The 19,834-nt window shown below is 73.3% G+C and carries 19 protein-coding genes; 10 read left to right on the top strand and 9 right to left on the bottom strand.

Annotation, left to right across the window (positions count from 1 at the left end):
• Positions 1–59: 59 nt before the first annotated feature.
• The 3 genes from GBN72_RS28410 to GBN72_RS28400 all read right to left on the bottom strand — a co-directional run bounded on the left by GBN72_RS28410 (position 60) and on the right by GBN72_RS28400 (position 3,265).
• On the bottom strand, positions 60–1,643 hold the full coding sequence (locus GBN72_RS28410; protein WP_151774804.1) for a hypothetical protein: 1,584 nt from the start codon (positions 1,641–1,643) through the stop codon (positions 60–62).
• The gene (locus GBN72_RS28405; RefSeq protein WP_151774803.1) at positions 1,621–2,295 is read right to left on the bottom strand and encodes a hypothetical protein; all 675 of its coding nucleotides are present in this window, start codon (positions 2,293–2,295) and stop codon (positions 1,621–1,623) included. The genes GBN72_RS28410 and GBN72_RS28405 overlap by 23 nt, the downstream gene beginning before the upstream one ends.
• Positions 2,296–2,584: 289 nt before the next feature.
• Complete coding sequence (locus GBN72_RS28400) at positions 2,585–3,265, bottom strand: hypothetical protein (RefSeq protein WP_151774802.1); 681 nt, start codon at positions 3,263–3,265, stop codon at positions 2,585–2,587.
• A 247-nt stretch (positions 3,266–3,512) separates the two neighbouring features.
• Here GBN72_RS28400 and GBN72_RS28395 point away from each other — a divergent pair, with 247 nt between their 5' ends.
• Complete coding sequence (locus GBN72_RS28395) at positions 3,513–4,181, top strand: 4Fe-4S single cluster domain-containing protein (protein ID WP_151774801.1); 669 nt, start codon at positions 3,513–3,515, stop codon at positions 4,179–4,181.
• Here the strand turns inward: GBN72_RS28395 and GBN72_RS28390 are convergent.
• The gene (locus GBN72_RS28390; protein ID WP_246212973.1) at positions 4,156–5,301 is read right to left on the bottom strand and encodes a macro domain-containing protein; all 1,146 of its coding nucleotides are present in this window, start codon (positions 5,299–5,301) and stop codon (positions 4,156–4,158) included. The two genes, GBN72_RS28395 and GBN72_RS28390, sit on opposite strands and share 26 nt — an antisense overlap.
• A 231-nt stretch (positions 5,302–5,532) precedes the next feature.
• Here GBN72_RS28390 and GBN72_RS28385 point away from each other — a divergent pair, with 231 nt between their 5' ends.
• The 5 genes from GBN72_RS28385 to GBN72_RS28365 all read left to right on the top strand — a co-directional run bounded on the left by GBN72_RS28385 (position 5,533) and on the right by GBN72_RS28365 (position 13,211).
• Positions 5,533–7,884: a protein kinase domain-containing protein gene (locus tag GBN72_RS28385; protein ID WP_151774799.1), complete on the top strand. Its 2,352-nt coding sequence runs from the start codon at positions 5,533–5,535 to the stop codon at positions 7,882–7,884.
• The gene (locus GBN72_RS28380) at positions 7,881–9,422 is read left to right on the top strand and encodes a hypothetical protein (RefSeq protein ID WP_151774798.1); all 1,542 of its coding nucleotides are present in this window, start codon (positions 7,881–7,883) and stop codon (positions 9,420–9,422) included. Before GBN72_RS28385 ends, GBN72_RS28380 begins: the two co-directional genes overlap by 4 nt.
• Positions 9,423–9,525: 103 nt before the next feature.
• Positions 9,526–11,499, top strand: a complete 1,974-nt coding sequence (locus tag GBN72_RS35940) for an AAA family ATPase (RefSeq protein ID WP_151774797.1) — start codon at positions 9,526–9,528, stop codon at positions 11,497–11,499.
• On the top strand, positions 11,496–12,356 hold the full coding sequence (locus tag GBN72_RS35620; RefSeq protein WP_246212972.1) for an FHA domain-containing protein: 861 nt from the start codon (positions 11,496–11,498) through the stop codon (positions 12,354–12,356). The genes GBN72_RS35940 and GBN72_RS35620 overlap by 4 nt, the downstream gene beginning before the upstream one ends.
• A gap of 33 nt (positions 12,357–12,389) precedes the next feature.
• Positions 12,390–13,211: an aminoglycoside 3'-phosphotransferase gene (locus GBN72_RS28365; RefSeq protein ID WP_218042096.1), complete on the top strand. Its 822-nt coding sequence runs from the start codon at positions 12,390–12,392 to the stop codon at positions 13,209–13,211.
• 72 nt (positions 13,212–13,283) lie between these two features.
• On the opposite strand, the gene GBN72_RS28360 is transcribed toward GBN72_RS28365, so the two are convergent.
• The 3 genes from GBN72_RS28360 to GBN72_RS28350 all read right to left on the bottom strand — a co-directional run bounded on the left by GBN72_RS28360 (position 13,284) and on the right by GBN72_RS28350 (position 15,183).
• Positions 13,284–13,940, bottom strand: coding sequence for a hypothetical protein (locus GBN72_RS28360; RefSeq protein ID WP_151774795.1), 657 nt, complete (start codon positions 13,938–13,940; stop codon positions 13,284–13,286).
• A 108-nt stretch (positions 13,941–14,048) separates the two neighbouring features.
• Positions 14,049–14,468, bottom strand: a complete 420-nt coding sequence (locus GBN72_RS35615) for a hypothetical protein (RefSeq protein WP_246212971.1) — start codon at positions 14,466–14,468, stop codon at positions 14,049–14,051.
• A gap of 172 nt (positions 14,469–14,640) precedes the next feature.
• On the bottom strand, positions 14,641–15,183 hold the full coding sequence (locus GBN72_RS28350) for a nuclear transport factor 2 family protein (protein ID WP_281371969.1): 543 nt from the start codon (positions 15,181–15,183) through the stop codon (positions 14,641–14,643).
• 88 nt (positions 15,184–15,271) lie between these two features.
• Between GBN72_RS28350 and GBN72_RS28345 the strand changes: the two genes are divergently transcribed.
• Positions 15,272–15,841, top strand: a complete 570-nt coding sequence (locus GBN72_RS28345; protein WP_151774794.1) for a TetR/AcrR family transcriptional regulator — start codon at positions 15,272–15,274, stop codon at positions 15,839–15,841.
• A 27-nt stretch (positions 15,842–15,868) separates the two neighbouring features.
• Here GBN72_RS28345 and GBN72_RS28340 read toward each other — a convergent pair whose 3' ends face one another.
• On the bottom strand, positions 15,869–16,846 hold the full coding sequence (locus GBN72_RS28340; protein ID WP_151774793.1) for a phosphotriesterase family protein: 978 nt from the start codon (positions 16,844–16,846) through the stop codon (positions 15,869–15,871).
• Between the two features lie 173 nt (positions 16,847–17,019).
• Entirely contained in the window at positions 17,020–17,532 is a 513-nt protein-coding gene (locus tag GBN72_RS35610; protein ID WP_151774792.1) for a hypothetical protein, read from the bottom strand.
• A 404-nt stretch (positions 17,533–17,936) separates the two neighbouring features.
• Between GBN72_RS35610 and GBN72_RS28325 the strand changes: the two genes are divergently transcribed.
• The 3 genes from GBN72_RS28325 to GBN72_RS28315 all read left to right on the top strand — a co-directional run bounded on the left by GBN72_RS28325 (position 17,937) and on the right by GBN72_RS28315 (position 19,785).
• Entirely contained in the window at positions 17,937–18,236 is a 300-nt protein-coding gene (locus tag GBN72_RS28325) for a DUF8847 domain-containing protein (RefSeq protein WP_151774791.1), read from the top strand.
• A gap of 286 nt (positions 18,237–18,522) precedes the next feature.
• A complete protein-coding gene (locus GBN72_RS28320; RefSeq protein WP_151774790.1) occupies positions 18,523–18,939 on the top strand; it encodes a hypothetical protein in 417 nt (138 codons plus the stop codon).
• A 36-nt stretch (positions 18,940–18,975) separates the two neighbouring features.
• Positions 18,976–19,785 carry an 8-oxoguanine DNA glycosylase OGG fold protein gene (locus tag GBN72_RS28315; RefSeq protein ID WP_151774789.1) on the top strand — a complete coding sequence of 270 codons (810 nt, stop codon included), beginning with the start codon at positions 18,976–18,978 and terminating at the stop codon, positions 19,783–19,785.
• Positions 19,786–19,834 lie beyond the last annotated feature (49 nt).

The raw sequence follows: 19,834 nt of genomic DNA, 5'->3' as shown, positions 1-19,834 counted from the left end.
TGGCCCGGTCCCCCGCCTGCGCGGGGGACCGGGCCATGGGCGTTCCACGGGCCGGCCGGTCAGCTCCTGGTCATCGGCAGCAGGGGCCACTGGGCGGACAGCCGCATGGCCGCCTCGGTGACGGCGGGCTCCTTCGACTCCAGGAGGACGCCGTCGAGGTAGGCGTGCGCGGCCGCCTCGTGGAGTTCACGGGCCGCGCGCACCAGGTCCTCGGTGGCGGCCCCGCGGTCCTCCTTGCGCGCCTCGGCGGTGTCCGCCGTCGCCCGGCAGCGCTCGGACTCGATCACGCTCTCCTGCCGCTTGGCCAGCAGCCTGTCGCGCTTCTCCAGACCGCTGCGGTAGGCGTCGAGGAAGGGGTGCTCCCTGCTCAGGCCGAGCAGGAGGCCGATCCCCCCGGAGACCAGGAGCAGGCCGATGAAGAGCCAGTGCACGGTCCACGGTTCGAGGCCGAGCCGGTCGATCAGGCTGCCGGCCGCCTCCGTGGTGCCGGTGTCGTTCCACCCGTCGCCGGCGCCCGCGGCGGCCGGCTCGGGTTCGTTCTCCGGCATCACGAACTTCGCGCGGACGGTACCGAGCACACCGCTCAGGAAGATCCACAGCCCGACCAGGCCCAGCGAGGGGATCCAGCCCGCGCGGAACGATCCGGTGTCCGCCCGGCGCCGCAGGTAACGGGCCGCCAGGTGGGGCACGCCGACCATCAGGACGGCCGTGGAGACGGCCAGCAGACCCGTGAGGGAGTCGCTGACCTGGCCGACGCCGTGGAACGGCTGGTAGGCCATCCAGTAGATGGGCACCTCGACGGCCACCAGCAGCGCGAGGGCGAAGGCCATGTATCCCCTGGGCATGGCGGGACGCGCGCCCAGGCCCTCCCAGGCCCTGGCGAGGCCATCGCCGCCGCCCTCGGGTCCGGGCGGCGAGTCGGCCTCGGGGGCCGCGGGGGTCACGGAGGGCCGGTCGAGGTCGACGAAGCCGGAACCGCCGTCGTCCGGCCCGCCGTCGGGGCCGGCGTCCGGACCGGTGCCGGAGCGTCCTGCGGCCCGGCCGCCGTCGGGGCCGCCGTCAGGGGAGGCGCCGCGGGACCGGGTCCGGCTCCGCGCCGGGTCCCCGGCCTCCAGGGCGCGCTTCTCGACCCGTTCGCGGAGCGCGTCGCGGAAGCGGTTCCAGCGCGTCGAGCGCAGCGCGAGCAGGTCGAGCTGGCGCAGCGTCGTGGCGATCTGCTGCTCGTTCTCGGCGATCTGCCGGTCGATCTGCTGTGTCTCGGCCTGGAGACGGGCCACCTCGGCGACCGCGTGGGCGTCGTCGAACTTGGCCCGCTCCTCGGCGCGGTGGGCCTCCTCGCCGATGCCCCGCACCACCCGGTCGCGGACCGAGGCCAGGTGCGCGAAGTACGGCATCCGGTCCTCGCTGTGCAGGGTCAGCGGGTCGAGCGCGCCGGAACGGGCGGCCTCGGCGCCGCGGCGGCGGGCGTCCCGGAGGAATTCCTGTTCGGCCCGGGCCGCCAGCACCACGGGGCGGTCGCGCCGCTCGGGCCGCCGTGCCTCCCGTCCCGGACGGGGCGCCTGCGTGCGGCGTCCGGGCGTCAGCAGGGTCGGCAGCCGCAGCCGCCTCGGCCGGGGCGGCTCACTTGTAGTCGTACTGGACACGGGCCTCCGCCCTCCCCTCGATGGCTTCCGTCCAGAAGGCCTGGAAGTCGTCGTTCTCCTCGGGCCTGATGTCCTTGATCATGCCGAGGCCGACCGGGTACACCTCCATGCCCTTTATCCCGGGCATGCCGCGCGCCTCGACCATGTCGTCGATGACCTCCCCGCGGGCCGCCTCGGTCGAGAGCTCCGACGGCTCGATGGTGAAGTCCTTGTCCGCCTGCTCGAAGTCGCTGACCACGAGGATCTTGACGTCCGGTCCGCTCAGGACCTCACCGATCCGGTCCAGCGCTCCCCACACGTCGGAGCCGCCCTGGGTGCGCGCGCACTCCAGCTCCTCGATGGCCGCCTGCTTGGCCTCGCCGAGCGCCTTCCTCCGGGCGCTGTCGTGGTCGGTGGTCTCGTCACCCCCGGGGTCGAGGTCGACCTCGTCGACCCGGCAGGAGGAGGCCTCCGAGGAGCGTGTGATGGGCGCGAACTCCACCGAACCGCACTTCTGCTCGGTGAGGAACGGCACCAGCGTGTCCTTCAGCTTGGCCTCCGCGTCGAAGCCGCCCTTCCCGGCGTCGCCGGAGCCGGACCCGTCGATCACGACACCGCACGGCGCGGTCAGCGGGTCGGGCGGCTCGGTGCAGGAGGCCAGAGCGGCCAGCATCCCCGCCACGGGTATCAGGGCTGCCGCGCGACGGAGACAAAACTCGCGTCTTCCGTCATGGGCTGTGCGATGCACGGTGACCTTCCTTCCGGGAACCGGTCGGCCGGAGGGCCGGGTTCCGAACCATGGGGATGTGGGACCTTCGGGCAGAGGTGTCTTCGGGGGCGTCGCACGGCGTGCACGGGCGGCGCCGGGCGGTGCGGGGCCGAATCTGGCCGGGCCGCGCCGGGCTTGACCGAGCCGCGCCGGGCTCGGCCGAGCCGCGCCGGGCCGGGCCGGGCTGTGGGGGCTACGTCCGCGAGGTGGTGGGACCGGTGGTGCTCTGGCTGTCGAGCAGGGCCAGGGCCTGCTGCACGGCGGGCCGGTCCGCGGCGGACCGCGTCCCGTACCAGCTGTCGGTGTCGAGCCAGTCGTCGCACCGGTGCCAGCTGGCGTCGAGCGTCACCGCACCGGGCAGCCAGCCGGCGGGCCGGTGCTCGTCCAGGGGGCTGTCGTCCGGATCCATGTCACGGCGGGCCCGCTGCCAGGCGGCGTCCCAGTAGCAGGCGAGCAACTGGTTGGCCTGGTCGGCGAGTTCCTGGGCCTTGGCCCGCTGGACGGCGGCCCGGTTGCGCCAGTCCGCCACCATCTGCCCGTAGCGGGCCAGGGCGGCCGGCGCCGGCCTGCCGCGCACCGTGTACTGGGTGACGATGCGGACCGACTCGGACTGGATGGCGGTGACCAGCACGTGCCCGTCGACCAGCATCCGCCGCCTGAGCCGGGCGTTGCCCCGCTCCACCTCGGACCTGATGCCCAGGGCATGGGGCGGCAGGGCGACGTCCGAGGGGACCCTTCCCCCGCGGGCCTCGCGCAGCAACGACACCAGGTCCGCCGCGTCCCGCCTTCCGTGGAAACGGGCGGCGGCCCGGGAGACGAACCCCGGTCTCACCCGTCGAGGACGGCCTCCGGTACGGCCGGAGAAGTTCGCCATGGAAAGACCTCCCATTCCCGTCCGCACGGAACTCCCGGAACTCCCCCTGAGCTCCGCGCAGAAGGAGAGAGTAGCGGAGCACGACGACGGAACAGGCGGGAAATGGGCCGGAATTGATCGTTCCAGAGAAATGCTCCGGGAAACGCCCGGAGTTCGCCCCGCAGGCGGCCGGCAAGGCGCCCGTCGGCGATTGCGGGCGGCAGGCTGGGCCGTCGATACTTCTTGGCGTCGCCCGGAAGGAGACGTCATGAAAGCCCGGATCTCCGGAACCCATTTCCCTTTGCGGACCCTCGGTCCGGGGAAACGCCTGGGTATCTGGTTCCAGGGATGCGGGCTGGCCTGCCCGGGGTGCATGTCACGGCACACCTGGGAGCCCGGAGGGGGGCGTGCCACGGACGTCTCCGACCTGGCGCGGCAGTGGGGGGAGGCACTGGAGAAGGGGGCCGAAGGGCTCACCGTCAGTGGCGGTGAGCCCTTGGACCAGGCCGACGCGCTGGACGCCCTGCTGACGGACGCGGCCCGGCTCCGGGACCGGTTCGCGGCGGGCGGGGAGGGCGCGGACCTCCTGGTGTACACGGGCTACGAACCGGACGAGCTGACGGAGTCGCACCACCGGGCACTCCGCCACGCCGACGCCGTGATCACCGGCAGGTTCCGCGTCGAGCGGCCCACCCGGCTGGTCTGGCGCGGGTCGGCCAATCAGCGGCTGACCCCGCTGACCCCGCGCGGCGGTACCCGCTACGCCCCGCACCTGTCGCGGGAGAGCACGGGCTCCCGGCTGGAGGTGGCGGTGGAGGCCGGGTCGCCGGTGCGCGTGCGCGTCCACGGAGTGCCGCTGCGGGGCGAGCTGCGCGCGTTCGAGAAGGGGCTGGCGGAGGCCGGCGTGACGATCAAGGCTCCGAGTTGGCGCGCCTGAGCAGGTCGGCGCGGACCTCGCTGTTGTTCACCAGCAGCACCGACCAGCTGGGGTCCTGCCGCAGTTCGGCCCGTACGGCCCGCACCAGGTGCCGCGCGGCGTCGCCCGCGGGAAGCCCGCCGTGCCCGGCGCCGAGCAGGGGGAAGCAGATGCCCGTGAGCGGGAGCGCCAGGGTGGTCCGCTCCTCGCGCGCCAGCTGGAAGCACGCCCGGACGGCCGCGGCGATGTCGGAGGGGGAGACGTGGTAGCCCTCGCCGTCGTTCACCGGGGTGGCCACCGCGGCGTGGTAGACGCGGCGGACGCCCTGGCGGACCAGCGCTCCGGGCGAGGTGGGCACCACCGTTCCCGGCGGCACGGCCCTGCCGGTCCGGTGGTGCGTGCGGAGCCAGACGGTGAGTTCACGGGTGAGGACGTCGTCGACGGCCTCGCCGGCGCCGTCGCGCTGGGTGGCGGCCCGGCGCAGCGCTCCGGAGACCGTCGGCCGGAAGGTCTTGGACATCTCCAGGTACACGTTCTCCGACGAGACGAGGATGTCGACGTCACCGACCTTCTCGATCGCCCCGAGCCGGACCGTCACCCGGCCCACGGGCGGGCGTGGGGCGGGGGCCGCGCCCTGGAGCGGGACGGGGAAGGAGACGGGTGCGCGGGGCGAGGGGATCGTGGGCGCCGGGGTCGCGGGCCCGGCCTCCGGTCCCGCCGGGGCGCCGGAGCGGGCGAGGGCGAGCACGGCCGCCGCCACCCCTTCGATCACCTCCCGCTCCTGGCTCTTGCGGAACCGTTCCGTCGTCACCCCGTAGACCGCCGCGGCGGCCTTGCGCCGGTCGGCGGCCGCGGCGCCCCGGTGGAAGGCGAACAGGCCGAAGGCGTGGGCGGCGGCGCGGGCCAGTGGGTCGTAGTCGTGGGCGTCGCGGGGTTCGCCTCCCCCGCCGAGCCGCCGCACCGCCGCGCGCAGCAGGTCCTCTATGCCGTCGAGTTCGTCGTCCGGGCCGGTGCAGAAGCCGGCCGCGGTCCCGGCGGCGCGCAGCGCGTCACGGGGACAGAGTCTCAGCCGGGGAAACCCACGCTGCCTCAGTTCCCGCAACTCGCCCGTCAACTCCTCACGCGAGGGCAGCATGCTCATGGGATGCATGGTAAACCCGCATCGGCGCCTCTCGACCGAGTGAGGCCTTTCCGGATGATCACCTTCGAGTCGTGGCCTGATCTCGCCGGAATACCGCGCGCGACCCGGCCTCCGGGGCGATCCCGGTGATCCTTTCAATCACGCCTGACGGCCGGGCCATTTCGGCTAGTCTCCTGATCTCCACGCCCATTCCGGACCGCGGCACGGTCGCACCCGTCGGAAGGCCGGACCATGTCCCACACTGATCCCACCGATTTCGTCCCGTCGGACGAGAACGGCTTTTCCCGGGCACACGAGTTCGAATCCCGGGGTGTCGCCGCGATGGTACCCCCGGAACTCGCCGACCGGTTCGCCCTGCTGCGGGTCATCCAGCCGGCCACGCGGGTGTCGCAGGCCATGGTGCTGCGCGTGCGCGACCTCACCGGTCCCACGCCCGACCTGCCGCTCGTCCTCAAGTGGTACCACCACCGGCACGCGCCGCAGCCCGAGGTGGCCCGGGTGATGCGGGAGGAGGGGCCTCATCTGGAGCGCCTGCTGGAGCAGGGGGTGACGGACGGCAATCCCTACCACCTGTGCCGGTCGCACGGCGAGACCCACCTGGGCGACCACCGGCGGGCCCATCCCGACGGCATGCCGGCCGACCGGCTCACGGGACTGGTGCGGCAGTTGCACGCGGCCGTGGCCCACCTGCACGAACACGAGATCGTGCACCGGGACATCACCCCGGACAACATCGTGGTCCAGTCGCACGGGGACACCACCGAGGTCGTGCTGGTCGACCTCGGCGCCGCGGTGTACCGCCCCGGCCTCCGGCGGCACGTCGACTGGCGGGGCAAGCCGCTCTACCTGGCGCCGGAGGCGGGGGCCCGGCGCCAGACGGTCTCGGAGGCCGGGGACTGGTGGTCGGTCGGCATGGTGGTCGCGGAACTGCACCTGGGGCGCCCGATCCTGGACGAACGCGAGGACGAGGCGGTCCTCCAGGCGATCGCCACCCGGGACCCCGAGGTGGACCGGATCGAGGACCGCCGGATCCGTCTGCTGTGCGCGGGGCTGCTGACGCGCAACCCTGAGCACCGCTGGGGGGCCGACGAGGTGGAGGAGTGGCTGGACGGCGGCTCCCCGCCCACCGCGCCACGTGACACCGGTGCGGCGCGAAGGGCCGCCCCGGAACCGGAGGTCCGCCCGTTCGACTTCGTCAACAAGCAGTTCACCGTGCGGGAACCGCTGGCCATGGCGCTGGACCTCTACCACACGAACGCCCGGCAGATGCTGGCCGATCCGCAGCGGCGGGCCGAACTGTGCGACTGGCTACGGCAGTTCGTCCCGGAGGGAAACGCTGCCGGGGGTGCGGGCGGCGAGCCGGCCCGGCTGTGCGAGGAACTGCGTGAGGAACCCACCCCGGAGGTCTTCACGCGGCTCGTCAACTGGCTGGGTCCGGAGCTGGAGGCGTCCTGCTGGGGCTGGCCCCTCACCGTCCGCGGCATCCGCGACCTGGGCGCACGGGTCGCGGGGGGAGACGGCGGTGCCCTCCAGCTCGTCGAGCACCTGAGACGGTTCCCCGGCGTCCTCACGCAGCTGGCGCACCGCCCGGCCGGCGAGGGCCTGGCGGAGGTCGCCGCCCACTGGCAGGCCCTGGGCGCCGAGTGGCAGCACCTGGTGCGCGAACTGCTCGCCCTGCCGGACGTGCGGAGGCTGCGCGGAGTGCGGCAGACCCTGCGGCGGACCGCCGCGGTCGACATGCTGCTGCTCCAGCTCGCCCGTGAGCCCGAGCGGATGGAGGCCCGACTCGCGCAGGAGGCCGCGCGGTTCGAGAGCGATCTGCCCCGCGGCGGGGAGGTCCCGTGGTTCAGCGGGGTGCTGCGTCCGACCGACGACGACACCAACCGCCGTCTGCGGCTGATCGCCGCCAGGCTGCTCACCCCGCTCGCCGCACAGGACGCGGCCGAGCGGCACCGGCGGACGGAACTGGACGAGGCGGAACGGCGGTTCCGGGAGGACCAGGACGGGGCCATCGCCGTGCTGCAGCGCCTGGACCTGCTGCCCACCCTGGGCTGGGCGCTGCTGGGGGCCCTGCTGGTCACGTTCCCCTACAGCTTCCTGATCGGTCTGGCGGACGTCCTCGGCCGGGCGTCCCAGGAGGAGGTGGTGGTGGCCTGGATATGGAGTCTCGCGCTGACACCGCCGGTCTTCGCCGCCGAGATGTTCACCGCCGTCTGGATCCGGCCGCCCGCCTACCATCCGGACCATTCGCTCGCCGGCCCCCTGATCCGCAACGCGGAGCGGCCGGCCAGGATCGCGCTGTCCGGCCGCATGGCCCTGGTCCTGAGCACGCTGGTGGTGGTCGCACTGGCCTTCCTCGTCTGGACGACGCTGGCGCGCCTCCCCTGGCTCTGGCCGCTGGCCTCGACGGTCGCGGTGGTGGTGTGGAGCGCGGTCCGCTGTGTCCGCTGGAGCCTGCGCGGGCGCGTGAGCCGCCGGACCGCCCCCGCGTCACGGATCCCCCGGGTGCCGCCGCCCCGCCGCGGACCGTCCGGGATCACCGGGCGCACGCCGGCCGGCCGAGGAACAGGAGGGGACATATGAGTGAGGGCCTCGCCCTGTTCGCCCCGGAACTCGTGGCACCGGGACTGGAGTTCGTCCCGCCGCCGCCCCCGCCCGAGCTCGACGAGCTGGCGCACGCCGGAGGGGTGCACGTGGAGGGCATGGCGGAGGAGGCCGCCGCGCAGCTCGGTGAGCTGGCCGGCCAGGCCGCCGACGCGGCGCTCCAGATGCTCGGCTCCCTCAGTGGCGCGCTGCTGGCCGCCCGGGCGGCGATGGCCACCACCCAGGTCCTGGCCACGGCCGCGGTCCGCGCGGCCGAGCACCAGCGCTGCCTGGAGCGACAGCAGAAGCTGTCCGCCCAGGCCGCCGAGCAGTGGCGCGACGCCGCGTTCGCCGCGGCGCGGGCCAATGCCCGCCGCACCGCCCTGCGGGCCCGCGTCGCCCGGGCCGCGCGGCGCTCCCCCGGCGATCCGCCGCCCGGCCCGGACCTGCCCGGACCGCTGGCGCCGGCCGCCACCCGGCTGTGCGACTTCCGGCGGGAACTCGCGGCGTTCGAGGCCCGGTTGAAGGCGTGCGAGGACGCACAGGCGGTCTGGGAGTCCCGGTCCTTCGCCGACTTCCTCGCCGCGGCGGATCCCTCCCCGGACTGGCAGGACGCCGTACGGGCCAGGCGGGAGGCGATCACCGGGGCCGCGACCGCGCCCGAGGCCGCGCGGACGGTTCCCGACGCCCCGCAGCCTTCCGACCCGACGTCCGTGCCGCTCGTCCGGGAGCGCGGGGCCGACATCCTCGCCGCCCTCGACCCGCAGGCCGACGCGGGCGACGTGGAACTGGCCACGGACGCGGTCCGGCACGCCGTCCGGCAGGCGGCCGGCAATCCCCGCCGCGCCCGCACCCACCTGCGGGAGGCGCGCCTGTTCGTGGAGCGGGCCAACCGCACGGCCACCGAAGCGCGCGCGGCCGTCGAACGGGCTGCCGTGCGGCTCGACTTCCTGACCACGGAGCTGCCGCCGGACGACGACCTCCCGGAGCCGGATCCGGCGGCTGTCGCCGCGCTGCACCGGTGCGTGGCGGACGGCACGCCGCTCAGCCGCCAGGAGCAGACGCTCGTGGACCGTGTCGTGCGGGAGCACGGGGCCGCCCTGGAGGCGTTCGCGCTGAAACGCCGGTGCACGGACGTCCTGGCCCGCCTCGCCGTCGACACGCACGGCGAGGTCCGGGTCGGGGCCGTGGAGCAGGAGGCGCTGGTCCTCGACTGGACGCCCGGCGGCTGGGGTCCCGGCCACTGGCTGCGGATGGAGGTGCGCGGCGACTCCGTCCAGGTCACCACCATGCGGACGGCGAGCCGTGGCGAGCGCGGCGCCGCCGCGCTGGACCTGGACGCCCGGCGCTGCGCGGAGGCGTCGGAGCGGATGGAGGAGTTCTCGGAGCTGGCCCGCGCCTCGGGCCTGCCGCTGAAGTTCGACATGCGGGCCGGCGGGGTGCTCGCCGGGGAACCGGTGGCGCCGCCCGTGCGCGCCGAACGGCAGCCGGAGGCGCGGAAGGCGCGGACCGCGCCCGCCGCGGACCGGGCGGGCTGAGCGGACCGGCCGGGTCGACCCGGCCGGGCGGGCCGACCTGACCGGGTGGGCCGGGCGGGCCGGGCGGGACCTGTTCACGTGTACGACGAGCTGAGGAAGCGTTGTGGAACTGCAGAAGGAAGACCTGTACCAGGTGCCGCTGTTCGTCCAGGAGATCTCCGGCACCCTGAGCGTCCATGCCCAGTACGTGCTGCACGGCAACATCCACGATCTGCACCTGGTCCGCGACTCCGGCGGCCAGGAGCGCTGCTTCTCCCTGCTGACGGCGCTGGGGAACCATCTGTTCCGCATGGGCTACCAGGTGCTGCTGGTGTGCGACCAGATCAACGGCATCTCGCTGCGCCACGCGCTGCCCGACGTGACCGAGGCCGCCAAGACGCTGGCTCCGCAGCACCTGACCTTCCCCGGCTCCACCGCGGCCCAGCAGGAGAAGACCTGCGCCGAGCTGAGGAAGATCGTCGGCGGCTGGGCCGAGGAACGCCGCAGGGCACGGCCCGACGGCGTCGAACTCCCGCCGCTGCGGGTGGCCCTGGTGGTGCAGCACGCCTCACGCCTGGTGCAGGACGTGACCCGGCTCAGCCCCGACGAGCGGGACTTCTTCCTCGCCTGCCTTCAGCTCGCCGACTCGGTGAAACCGGTACGGGGAGCCCCGGGCTCGGCCGGCCGTGAACTGTACAACCCGGTGATCTGGCTCGCGGAGGGCGAACGCGACCTTCCCAACTGGTTCGTGAGCGGGAGCGAACGGATCCGCGCGGTGGCGGTGCCGGAACCCGACGCGGACGAGCGGATGCGCATGGCCCACCTGCTGCGCCGGGAGTACGAGCAGAAGCGGCGCACCACCTCCCTCGCCCCGTCCGCCACGACGAAGGAGAGCGAGGAGGCCGTCGAGTCCTTCGTCCGCGCCGCCTCCGGGATGCGCCTGGTGGGGATGCGGGAGAGCGTCGAACTGGCCCTGGACCGCGGCATCCCCTTCCGGGCCATGCCGGACGCGGTCCGCGTCTACCGGCTGGGGGTCGAGAAGAACCCGTGGAGCCGGGAGGAGATCCGCCGGCGCATCCTGCGGGGCGAGGACCCGGAGAACGAGCACTCGGTGCCCCGGCGGGTCCTGGGCCAGGAGGCGGCGGTCTCCAAGACGCTCGACATCCTCAAGCGTGCCGCGCTGGGTCTGTCGGGCGCGCAGGCGACCAGTCCCGGCCACCGGCCGCGGGGTGTCCTCTTCTTCGCCGGCCCCACCGGCACCGGCAAGACGGAACTGGCCAAGGCGGTCGCGTCGGTCCTCTTCGACAACGAACAGGCGTATCTGCGCTTCGACATGAGCGAGTTCTCCTCCTCGCACGCGGCCGACCGGCTGGTCGGGGCGCCGCCGGGTTACGTCGGCTTCGAGGCGGGAGGCGAGCTGACCGCCGCGGTGCGGCAGGACCCGTTCCGGGTGATCCTCTTCGACGAGATCGAGAAGGCCGACAAGGGTGTCCTGGACAAGTTCCTCCAGGTCCTGGAGGACGGCCGGCTCACGGACGGCCAGGGCGTCACCACCTACTTCAGCGAGTGCGTCCTGATCTTCACCTCCAACCTCGGGGTGCAGCGCATCGACCCCGAGACGCAGAACCGGGAGTGGATCGTCGCGCCCGGCACCCCCTACCCGCTTCTCGAGGTGGAGATCAAGAAGAACGTCAAAGCGCATTTCGAGAAGGTCATCGGGCGCCCGGAGCTGATGAACCGGATCGGCGGCAACGTCGTGGTCTTCGACTTCATCTCGGAGGAGGTGGCGCGCCAGATCTTCGACCTCCAGGTGGGCAACATCCAGCGGCAGCTCGCCGCCGGGCACCGCATCACGCTCGAACTCGCTCCACAGGCGCGTGAGGCGCTGCGGGAGGCCTGTACCGCCGACCAGTGGTCGGGCGGCCGCGGTATCGGCATGGGTCTGGAGACCCACCTGATCAATCCGCTGGCCCGCGCCCTCTTCGCCCGGCCCGCCCTGGAGCCGGGCACCAAGGTCGTGGTGTCCGAGGTGATGCGGACCGAGGACGGCCGGGCGGAACTCGTCGCCGACTTCGTCGGAGCGGCGGAGGGGCGGTGAGCGACGGGACGGCCGGCGAGGACTTCTGGATCGACCTGGACCAGCCTCAGCCCCAGTCCCGGTCCGAGGCGCCGGCCCGGCCTCAGCCCCCGGCGAACCGGGACGACGAGGCCGGTCACGGCGCGCCGGGGGGAGGGCACACCCGCGACGAGCCCGGCGCCCCCGACGAGGCCGGCGCCCGCACGGAACAGGCGGTCACCCCGCCCGGCCCCGCCGCAGGCGACGGCACGTGGATCGACCTCGACCAGCCCCGCGAACCCGCGCAACAGGCAGAGGCCCCGCCCGAACCCGGCCACCCTCGCCCCGCCACGGGCGACAGCACATTCATCGACCTCGACCAGCCCCCCGAACTCACGGAACAGGCGGAAGCGCTGCCCGAACCCGGCCGGCCCGGCTCCGCCACGGGCGACAGCACGTGGATCGACCTCGACGAACCCCGCGAAGCGCCGTCGCGCGGCGGGGCCGACGACCGCGTGGCGGCCTCACCGGCGCGCGCGGAGACCGCCGAGCTGTTGCTGGACTTCACCGGACTGGGGCGACACCTCCGGGTCGCGCGCGGCGGCACGGTCCGTCTCGGGCGGAGCACACGGTGGGCCACCCCCGATGCGGCCGACCTCCTCGCGGACGAGCGCACGGTCTCCGGCCGTCACGCCGAGGTCGAGTTCGCGGAGGACGGGCGGGTCTGGCTCACCGAGGTGCCGCGGGGTTCCTCCAACGGGACCCGGGTGAACGGGGGCCTGGCGCTGACCCCCGGTCACCGTCACGAGATCCACAACGGCGACACCGTGGAACTCGGCCCCCGGGTCGAGTTCCTGGTGCGTCGCCCCACGCCGCACCGTGGCGCGACCGCGCCCTGACCACCCGGACGCCGATGCGTCATCATGAGGGGCATGGTCGCAGCGCCGCCCGAGGGCCCCGTCGAACCGCCGCCCGTCGTCACGGAGTTGGCCGCGGGTCGGCCGGTACGGGCCGTGTGGCGCAACCTGCTGGGCGGGCTGACCTTCCGGATCGGCCCTGACGCCCCGGAGGACGGGGACGAGGCGGTGAGCTTCGTCAAGTGGGCCCCCGCCGGCAGCGGGCTCGACCTGGCGGCGGAGGCGGTCCGGCTGCGCTGGGCCGCCCGGTACACCGTCGTACCGCCCGTTCTGGCGGAGGGCGAGGACGGGAGCGGCACCTGGCTGCTCACCCGGGGACTGGCCGGGACGTCCGCCGTGGACGAGCGGTGGAAGGCGGATCCCCGCGCCGCCGTGCGGGCGCTCGGGACCGGGCTGCGGGCCCTGCACGAGGCGCTGCCGGTGGCGGACTGCCCGTTCGACTGGTCGCTGGAACGGCGGCTGGCCCGGACCCGCGCACGGGTGGCGGCCGGCGAGGTCGACCCCGCCGCCTGGCCGGAGGAACTGCGCCCCCTCGGCACGGTCGAGCGCGCGCTGCGGGTTCTGGAGGACCCGCCCCCGGCCGACCGTACCGTCGTCTGCCACGGCGACGCCTGCGCGCCCAACACCCTGGTGGGCGACGACGGGAGTCCCACCGGCCACGTCGACCTCGGCTCACTCGGCGTCGCGGACCGCTGGGCCGACCTCGCCGTGGCGACGTGGAGCACGGTGTGGAACTACGGCCCCGGGTGGGAGGAGCCGCTGCTCGACGCGTACGGGATCGAGTCGGACAGGGAGCGGATCCGGTACTACCGGGTGCTGTGGGAGCTCAGCGGCTGACCTGGCGCCCCGGCACCCGAAGTCCCGCCACCCAGATGTCCCGAAGCCGACGCCCCGACGCCCCGACGCCCGTCACAGCCTGCGCAGCCGGGGCGGTCGGCCCGGCCGCCGCGCCCCGGGCAGCAGACGCAGGCCGACACCGACGACCACCGCCGCGGCGATCAGCCACCCGGCGGTCCACAGTTCCCGGTGGTCCGTGCTGCTCGCGGGCTGCGGTGGGAGCCGGCCGTCGGGGTCGTAACTGACCCGCAGGGTCCGGCCTTCCCGCCCGGTGTCCTCGGTCGTGGACATCTTCCGGGGACCGTCCCCGGGGCAGCCGAGGGCGAGGTCGTAGTACGTGGTGGTCGTGGTGCTGGTGAAGCCGTTGGCGTCGGTGCTGGTGGTGGTCTCGACCCGGGTGTCCTTCGCCAGCACGGTGCAGGTGACCTCACGCCCCCGGTTCTCCAGCAGGAGGTCGCCGAAGCCCGCGGCGACCAGGCCCAGGGACCACAGGACGAGCGCGGACGACACGAACGGCATGTGGCCGTTGAGGAAGAAGAAGCCGAGGAGGCCGAACGCGGCCGCGAAACCCAGCACCGCCCACAGGAGGCCGCCCGGCACGTGCGCCCTGAGCAGCAGGAACCCCGCCTCCACCGCCACCACGGACAAGGGCATGACGACGGCCACCACCACGCCCAGGGCCCACTCGCGGCCTCGCCCCGCGGCCCGGTCCGCCGACGGCCTCCCCATGGCGCGCACCTCCCCCGCCGGAAGCATCCCCTCCCGGAGCGGGGCCTACGCGCCGCTCCACGGGTCCTACGGCGAGGCCCGCGGGGTGGCGGCCGGACGGCCGCCCGTTCAGAACCGCCGGAGCCAGGCTGCGACGCCGTGGCCGAGGACGAGGTACACACCGGCGGGCAGGACGTGGTTGAGGAAGACGCGGAAGGGCTCGGCGTCCATGGTGAAGATGTCCTGCGACCACCAGGCCAGCCCGCCGGCGACGCCCTTGACGAAGTCGACGAAGACGTTGCCCTGGTTGGCATCGGCGAGGTACAGCACGATCCACAACCCCAGGAAGGCCGCCGCGACGTCGGCGACGGTGTGGACCACCAGGGCGGCCCGGTGCTTCCCGGTGCCGCCGCCGTACGCCCTGCCCCCGGGAGCCGGGTCGGGAGCGGCCGCCGGGCGGGAGGAGGGAGGCGGGTAGGCCTGGACAGTGCGGCGCGCGTCGTGGCCGTATCCGTGCTGCTCCGGCGGCAAGGCCCTGTAGTCACTCATGGCGGTCACAATCCGGCGCGGTCACGGCGCCTTCGTCTGCGGTGGCATCGGACGGTTCTCCCGGCTCCGCATCGTTCAGCAGAAGCAAGGCGTTCCCGCCGAGACCCGGTTCAGGTCCGGGAAGGATCCGGTGCAGGACCTGTGCCCGGCGGGGGTGACCGCGTCGGCGGCGCTACTCGAGCGGGATGTCGACCCCCCGTTCGGAGGCCGGCCGCGGCCCGTGGATGCGCCGGTCGGCCTCCCGGATGGCGACGTCGTTGATGCTCGCCTCGCGCCGCCGCATGAGACCGCGCTCGTCGAACTCCCACATCTCGTTGCCGTGGCTGCGCCACCACCGGCCCTGCGCGTCGTGCCACTCGTACTGGAAGCGCACGGCGATCCGGTTGCCGTCGAACGACCAGAGACTCTTGCGCAGCGCGTAGTCCCGCTCGCGCTCCCACTTCTTCGTCAGGAAGGCGACGATCTCCTCGCGGCCCCTGACGAAGACGTCGCGGTTCCGCCACGTCGAGTCGTGCGTGTATGCCTGGGCCACCCGCCGGGGGTCACGGGTGTTCCACGCGTCCTCCGCGGCCTGGACCTTCCTCAGCGCGGTCTCGCGGGTGAACGGGGGGCGGGGCGGGCGCTCCTCCGGCGCGTCCGGCGTCGCGGGAACGTCAGAAGTGTTCGGGCCGTTCGGGCTGTTCGGGCCGTCGGGACTGTTCGGGACGTTCGGCACAGCGGCCTCCTCGAGTAGAGAACGGTCGTTCTCCATCACGCACGGGGACTAAGGTAGAGAACGCCCGTTCTCAACGCAAGGAGTCCCGATGCCCGCCCCGGTCACCGAGGAGCAGAACCGCCTGGCACGTGAGGAACTCCTCGACACGGCGGAGCGCCTCTTCTACGAGCGGGGGATCCAGGCGGTCGGCATGGACCAGGTCCGGGTGGCGTCCGGCCTTCCCCTGAAGCGGATCTACCGGCTCTTCGTGACCAAGGAGGACCTCGTGGTGGCGGTGCTCAGGCGTCGCGACCGGCGGTGGCGGGGCGGTCTGACCGCCCGGGTGAACGAGGTCGCGGACGCGCGGGAACGCGTCCTCACGGTCTTCGACTGGCTGGCCGAGTGGTTCGCCGAACCCGGCTTCCGCGGGTGCGCCTGGATCAACGCCTTCGGGGAACTCGGCTCCTCCTCCGAGGCGGTCCTGACCGAGGTGCGTTCCCACAAGGCGGCCTTCCGCGACCAGATCGCCCGGTGGGTCCGCGCCGCCGGCGCGCCGGCCGCCGTCGAGCCGGTCTTCCTGCTCGCCGAGGGAGCCATCGTGACCGCGGGCATCAGCGGCGACCCGTCGTCCGCCCGTCACGCCCGGACGGCCGCCGCGGCCCTGCTGGGAGCGTCCTGACGCGGGGTCTCGCCTGCTCCGTCCCCCTCACGCCGTGCCGTCGAGCAGGCGGCGCGGCACGTCCTCCAGCATGGTTCTGATCTGCTGGTCGGTCACCCCGAACTCGCGGACGTGGGGCAGGACTTCCTCTCCCAGGTGCAGGTGGTTCCACTGCGGCAGCAGCGGCAGGGCCTCCGGGTCGATCCAGTCGATGTAGCAGGCGGCGTCCTGCGAGAGCACCATGCTCCCGGCGTAGCCCCGCCGGCACATCTCGACCAGCGTCGCGGCCCGCTGCTTGAAGGTGACGTCCAGGTGGAGACCGAACCGGTCCATGCCCAGCACGAAGCCGTCGTCGGCGAGTTCGGCGAGGTAGTCGCAGTCCGTCGAGTCGCCGCTGTGCCCGAGGACGACCCGTGAGGGGTCCACCTGCTCCTCGTCGCACAGCACCCGCTTCACCTCGCCCGCGGTGCGGTTGCCGGGGTGGGTGTGGACGGTGACCGGCGCCCCGGTGCGGTGGTGCGCCCGGGCGACGGCCCGCATCACGCGCTCCACGCCGGGCGTCAGCCCCTCGGCGTCGATGGCGCACTTGAGCATCCCGGCCCGCACTCCGCCGCTGCCGGGGATGCCGCGGGTGATCTCGTCGACGAACAGTTCGTCCATCGGGTCCGGCGTCCCGGGCGCGAGACCGGGGCCGCGGTGCCGGAAGTAGAACGGCACGCTGTCGTAGGTGTAGATCCCGGTCGCCACCACGATGTTGAGCTCCGGCACCTGCTCCGCGACGCGCCCCACCAGCGCGACGTCCCGGCCCATCCCGAGCACCGTCGGGTCCACGATCGTCCGCACGCCCTGCGCCGCGAGCGCCCGCATCCTGCTCACCGCGTCGGCGATCCGCGTCTCGTCGTCACCCCACTCCTCGGGGCGGCTGCGCTGCACGTCGGCCGTGCGGATGAAGAGGTGCTCGTGCATGTACGTGCGGCCGAGCTCACCGGCGTCGATCTCTCCGCGAACAGTCGGGACGAGGCCCATGCTTCACGACTCCCTGGGTCACCGCGGGCAGGTCGGCGCACCGTACCGGCTGCCCGGCCGGGGATCAATCGGTCCGGGCGCCGGCCGGAGGGAGCCGAGGAGGCGTCAGTTGCCCCCCATCACTCATCCCCGCCCTTCACTCCCCCACCGGCGCGGCGACCGCCGGAGCGCTCTCAGAGCCCCGCCGTGACGGCGAGGTGGTACGTCGTGTCGACCACGAAGTTACCGGCCCTGCCGTTGATCTCGAGCACGTAGTGACCGGGGGCCAGCGGCTCCAGACCGCCCCAGACGCCCCAGGTCAGGCGCCGTTCGCCGTCGAGCCGGAAGCCGCCGCGGAACTCGCGCAGGGACAGGCGCACACCGTTCAGCGCGGCGTCGGCGCGTTCGAAGCGCATCACGAGGTGCTCCTGCGAGTACTCCCAGGTGTGCTGGACGTTGAGCACCGGGAAGAACACCGGCCGCCCCGCGGGTATCGCGCAACGGCGTTCCACGCGGCCGCCGTAGGTGCCGGCGAGGAACCACACGTCCGCCGGCTGGTCCCACGCGCCGTGCTCACCGGTGGTGTCCCGGACGGGGTTGCGGTGTTCGGGGGCGGAGAGCGCCCACTTCCACCACCGGCCGGCCAGGTGACCGCCGTCGTCCTCGTCCATCCGCCAGAGACTGCCGGCCGGCTGGGCACTGCTCATACGACGCCTCCTCGGGGGTGACGGTCTCAGCCCGGCGAAGCAGCCGGGGCGGCACCTGGGCCAGGTGCGGCGGCTCCGCGTCGCCGTCGTGACGGAGGTGAAGCTCCTCACGGGCGCGGGTGGCAAGAACGTAGTACGTCATGCGGAGCGCCGCCTCGGTGGGGTCGGTCGCGGCGTCGGTGTGGGTGTCGGTGGCCTGGGAGGAGTACAGCGGGACCCTGATCCTGCGCCCGGTCTTCCCCTGTCTCCTCTCCAGGCTGCCGAGCAGCGAGAACTGCGTTACCGGAGCCCCGGACGCGCAGTCAGGCCGCATGCTCCGCGACGGCACTTCCTTCGAACCCCGACCTGTCCGGGCGGCTTGAGACCTGCTTGCCCTCCGCCCAAGCCCATGGTCAGCTTCGAGCGTGGGGGACGAAGACGAAAATTCCGAGCACCTGGCACTCATCCGTCGCTGGCTCGCGGGCGAAACCGTCAACAACACCGTCGGTATCGAAATCGTCGGCGGCCCGTTCAACGGGCGGACCAAAATCGTCCACCTCGACCAGGCAGGAGTGCCGCCCGCCGGCTTCCGAGGCCGCCCCGGTCAAGCACCAGGCCCCTGGAACCCCACCGCCAGACACACCTACCTGGCAGTTCAAGCCGCTGACACAACTGCGGGCTGGATCTACGAATACACCGAGGCCGACACCACCACGGGAGACTGACCCGCCGAGCCTCCGCCGTCCCGCAGAGACTTGCCCAAACCCATAGGGCCCCCTCACCCCCGGCCCCGGCCCCGGCCCCGGCCCCGGCCCGGCAAGGTCAACTGGGCCGAACTCCACGCACCAACAGCTGCCCCACCACCCGAGAACGGCAGACCTCATCCGCTGCGGACCGGGAACTGCGGCCGGCAACCTGCCTAGGATCAACACAACTCCCGCTCCAGCGACCGTCGTTCAGGTGCTCGGCCGACTGGTCACGGGGGACGCCGATCGTGAAAGGACGCCGCCCGTGCCCTCACCCGTGTCCCCGAACGTCCCTCCCTCCGACACCAAGGTGCTCTCCATCGGACTGCACCCCCGCTCTCTCGACTACAGCGACGTCCCCGACGGCATCAACGAGGCCACCCTCACCGCCCGCATCGAGGCCGCCAACGCCGCGCTGCGCGAGGCGGAACCGAACATCGTCCCCTGCCTGGTGGACGCGGACCCCGACAGCGCCGAGGCCGCCGTCCGCACCCACCTCGCCGACGGCCCCTTCGGCCTGGCGATGATCGGCGGCGCGGTTCGGATGCTGCCGCAGTACACCCTCCTGTTCGAGCGCCTCGTCAACGTCCTCACAGCCGCGACCCCGGGTATCCGGCTGTGCTTCAACACCGCTCCCGAGAACACCCTCGAGGCGATACACCGCTGGCTGCCACGCTCCTAGCATGGGCGGTCACCGTCACCGATCCGGGGGGATTCGATGAGCGACGACAAGCAGCGGCGAGCCAACACCCTCGACAAGGAGATGCTCGCGCAAGGGCTGCCCGAGACAGCGCTGCGAGCCGTGGAGCGCTGGCTCTCCGGGCCAGGCGCTCCGTACGCGGCGGGGGTCGACGGCCACACCATCACCTACACACCATCCCGCTGGGCGGCGATCGCTCCTTGGCCGACGCAACTGGCCGAGCGGGCCGGCGGACAGCAGAACGCGTCCATAAGCCGCGGCGCGGTCACCGACGTCTTCCGCACCGCCCTCGCCGACAAGGCATGGACCGAAGCTCTGGTGGCGTCGTACGTATGGGGATCCAGAGAGACCGGCTACTACCCCTCCCGTCTCGAGGAGATCCTCCGCAGGCCCAACCTGCGCTCGTCACTCGACAGTGCTGCCAAGGAACTGCAGGCCGATGCCCCTGTCCAGGCGTACGCGCTGCTGCGGAACGCGGTGAAGGGCCTGGGCCCCGCCTTCTACAGCAAGTTCCTCCACTTCCTCGGCCGCGCCATGGAACCCCGCCCCCGCCCCTACCCCCTGATTCTCGATTCCGTCCTCGCAGGCGTCCTCCGCGAGCACGCCACCCGCGTCGGCCTGGCGGCCGGGATGGAGTGGGCCCCGGAGACAGCCGCGTGGATCTGGTCCAAAGGCGGCTGGACCCAGCACCGCTACGACGTCTACCTGCAGTGGATGCACGCCGCCGCCGACACCTGCGTCCAAGCGGGCCTGGGCACCGCCGACACCATGCCCGAGCTCCTCGAACTTGCTTTCTTTCACCACGCCTGGGACCCCACCACGGACTGATCCCGCCATGAACGCCGCGGCTTCGGCGGCGCCGGCGCCCTTCTCCCAG

The sequence above is a fragment of the Streptomyces abyssomicinicus genome, from assembly GCF_008974245.1.
GTDB lineage: Bacteria > Actinomycetota > Actinomycetes > Streptomycetales > Streptomycetaceae > Streptomyces > Streptomyces abyssomicinicus.
This window is presented reverse-complemented; position numbering and strand designations above follow the sequence as displayed.

Bases quoted from the DNA above. Each gene is read 5' to 3' on its own strand.
- GBN72_RS28405 (WP_151774803.1), bottom strand. From the start codon at position 2,295: ATGCTGGCCGCTCTGGCCTCCTGCACCGAGCCGCCCGACCCGCTGACC.
- GBN72_RS28400 (WP_151774802.1), bottom strand. From the start codon at position 3,265: ATGGCGAACTTCTCCGGCCGTACCGGAGGCCGTCCTCGACGGGTGAGA.
- GBN72_RS28395 (WP_151774801.1), top strand. From the start codon at position 3,513: ATGAAAGCCCGGATCTCCGGAACCCATTTCCCTTTGCGGACCCTCGGT.
- GBN72_RS28390 (WP_246212973.1), bottom strand. From the start codon at position 5,301: ATGAGCATGCTGCCCTCGCGTGAGGAGTTGACGGGCGAGTTGCGGGAA.
- GBN72_RS28385 (WP_151774799.1), top strand. From the start codon at position 5,533: ATGTCCCACACTGATCCCACCGATTTCGTCCCGTCGGACGAGAACGGC.
- GBN72_RS28380 (WP_151774798.1), top strand. From the start codon at position 7,881: ATGAGTGAGGGCCTCGCCCTGTTCGCCCCGGAACTCGTGGCACCGGGA.
- GBN72_RS28365 (WP_218042096.1), top strand. From the start codon at position 12,390: ATGGTCGCAGCGCCGCCCGAGGGCCCCGTCGAACCGCCGCCCGTCGTC.
- GBN72_RS28360 (WP_151774795.1), bottom strand. From the start codon at position 13,940: ATGGGGAGGCCGTCGGCGGACCGGGCCGCGGGGCGAGGCCGCGAGTGG.
- GBN72_RS35615 (WP_246212971.1), bottom strand. From the start codon at position 14,468: ATGAGTGACTACAGGGCCTTGCCGCCGGAGCAGCACGGATACGGCCAC.
- GBN72_RS28345 (WP_151774794.1), top strand. From the start codon at position 15,272: ATGCCCGCCCCGGTCACCGAGGAGCAGAACCGCCTGGCACGTGAGGAA.
- GBN72_RS28340 (WP_151774793.1), bottom strand. From the start codon at position 16,846: ATGGGCCTCGTCCCGACTGTTCGCGGAGAGATCGACGCCGGTGAGCTC.
- GBN72_RS35610 (WP_151774792.1), bottom strand. From the start codon at position 17,532: ATGAGCAGTGCCCAGCCGGCCGGCAGTCTCTGGCGGATGGACGAGGAC.
- GBN72_RS28315 (WP_151774789.1), top strand. From the start codon at position 18,976: ATGAGCGACGACAAGCAGCGGCGAGCCAACACCCTCGACAAGGAGATG.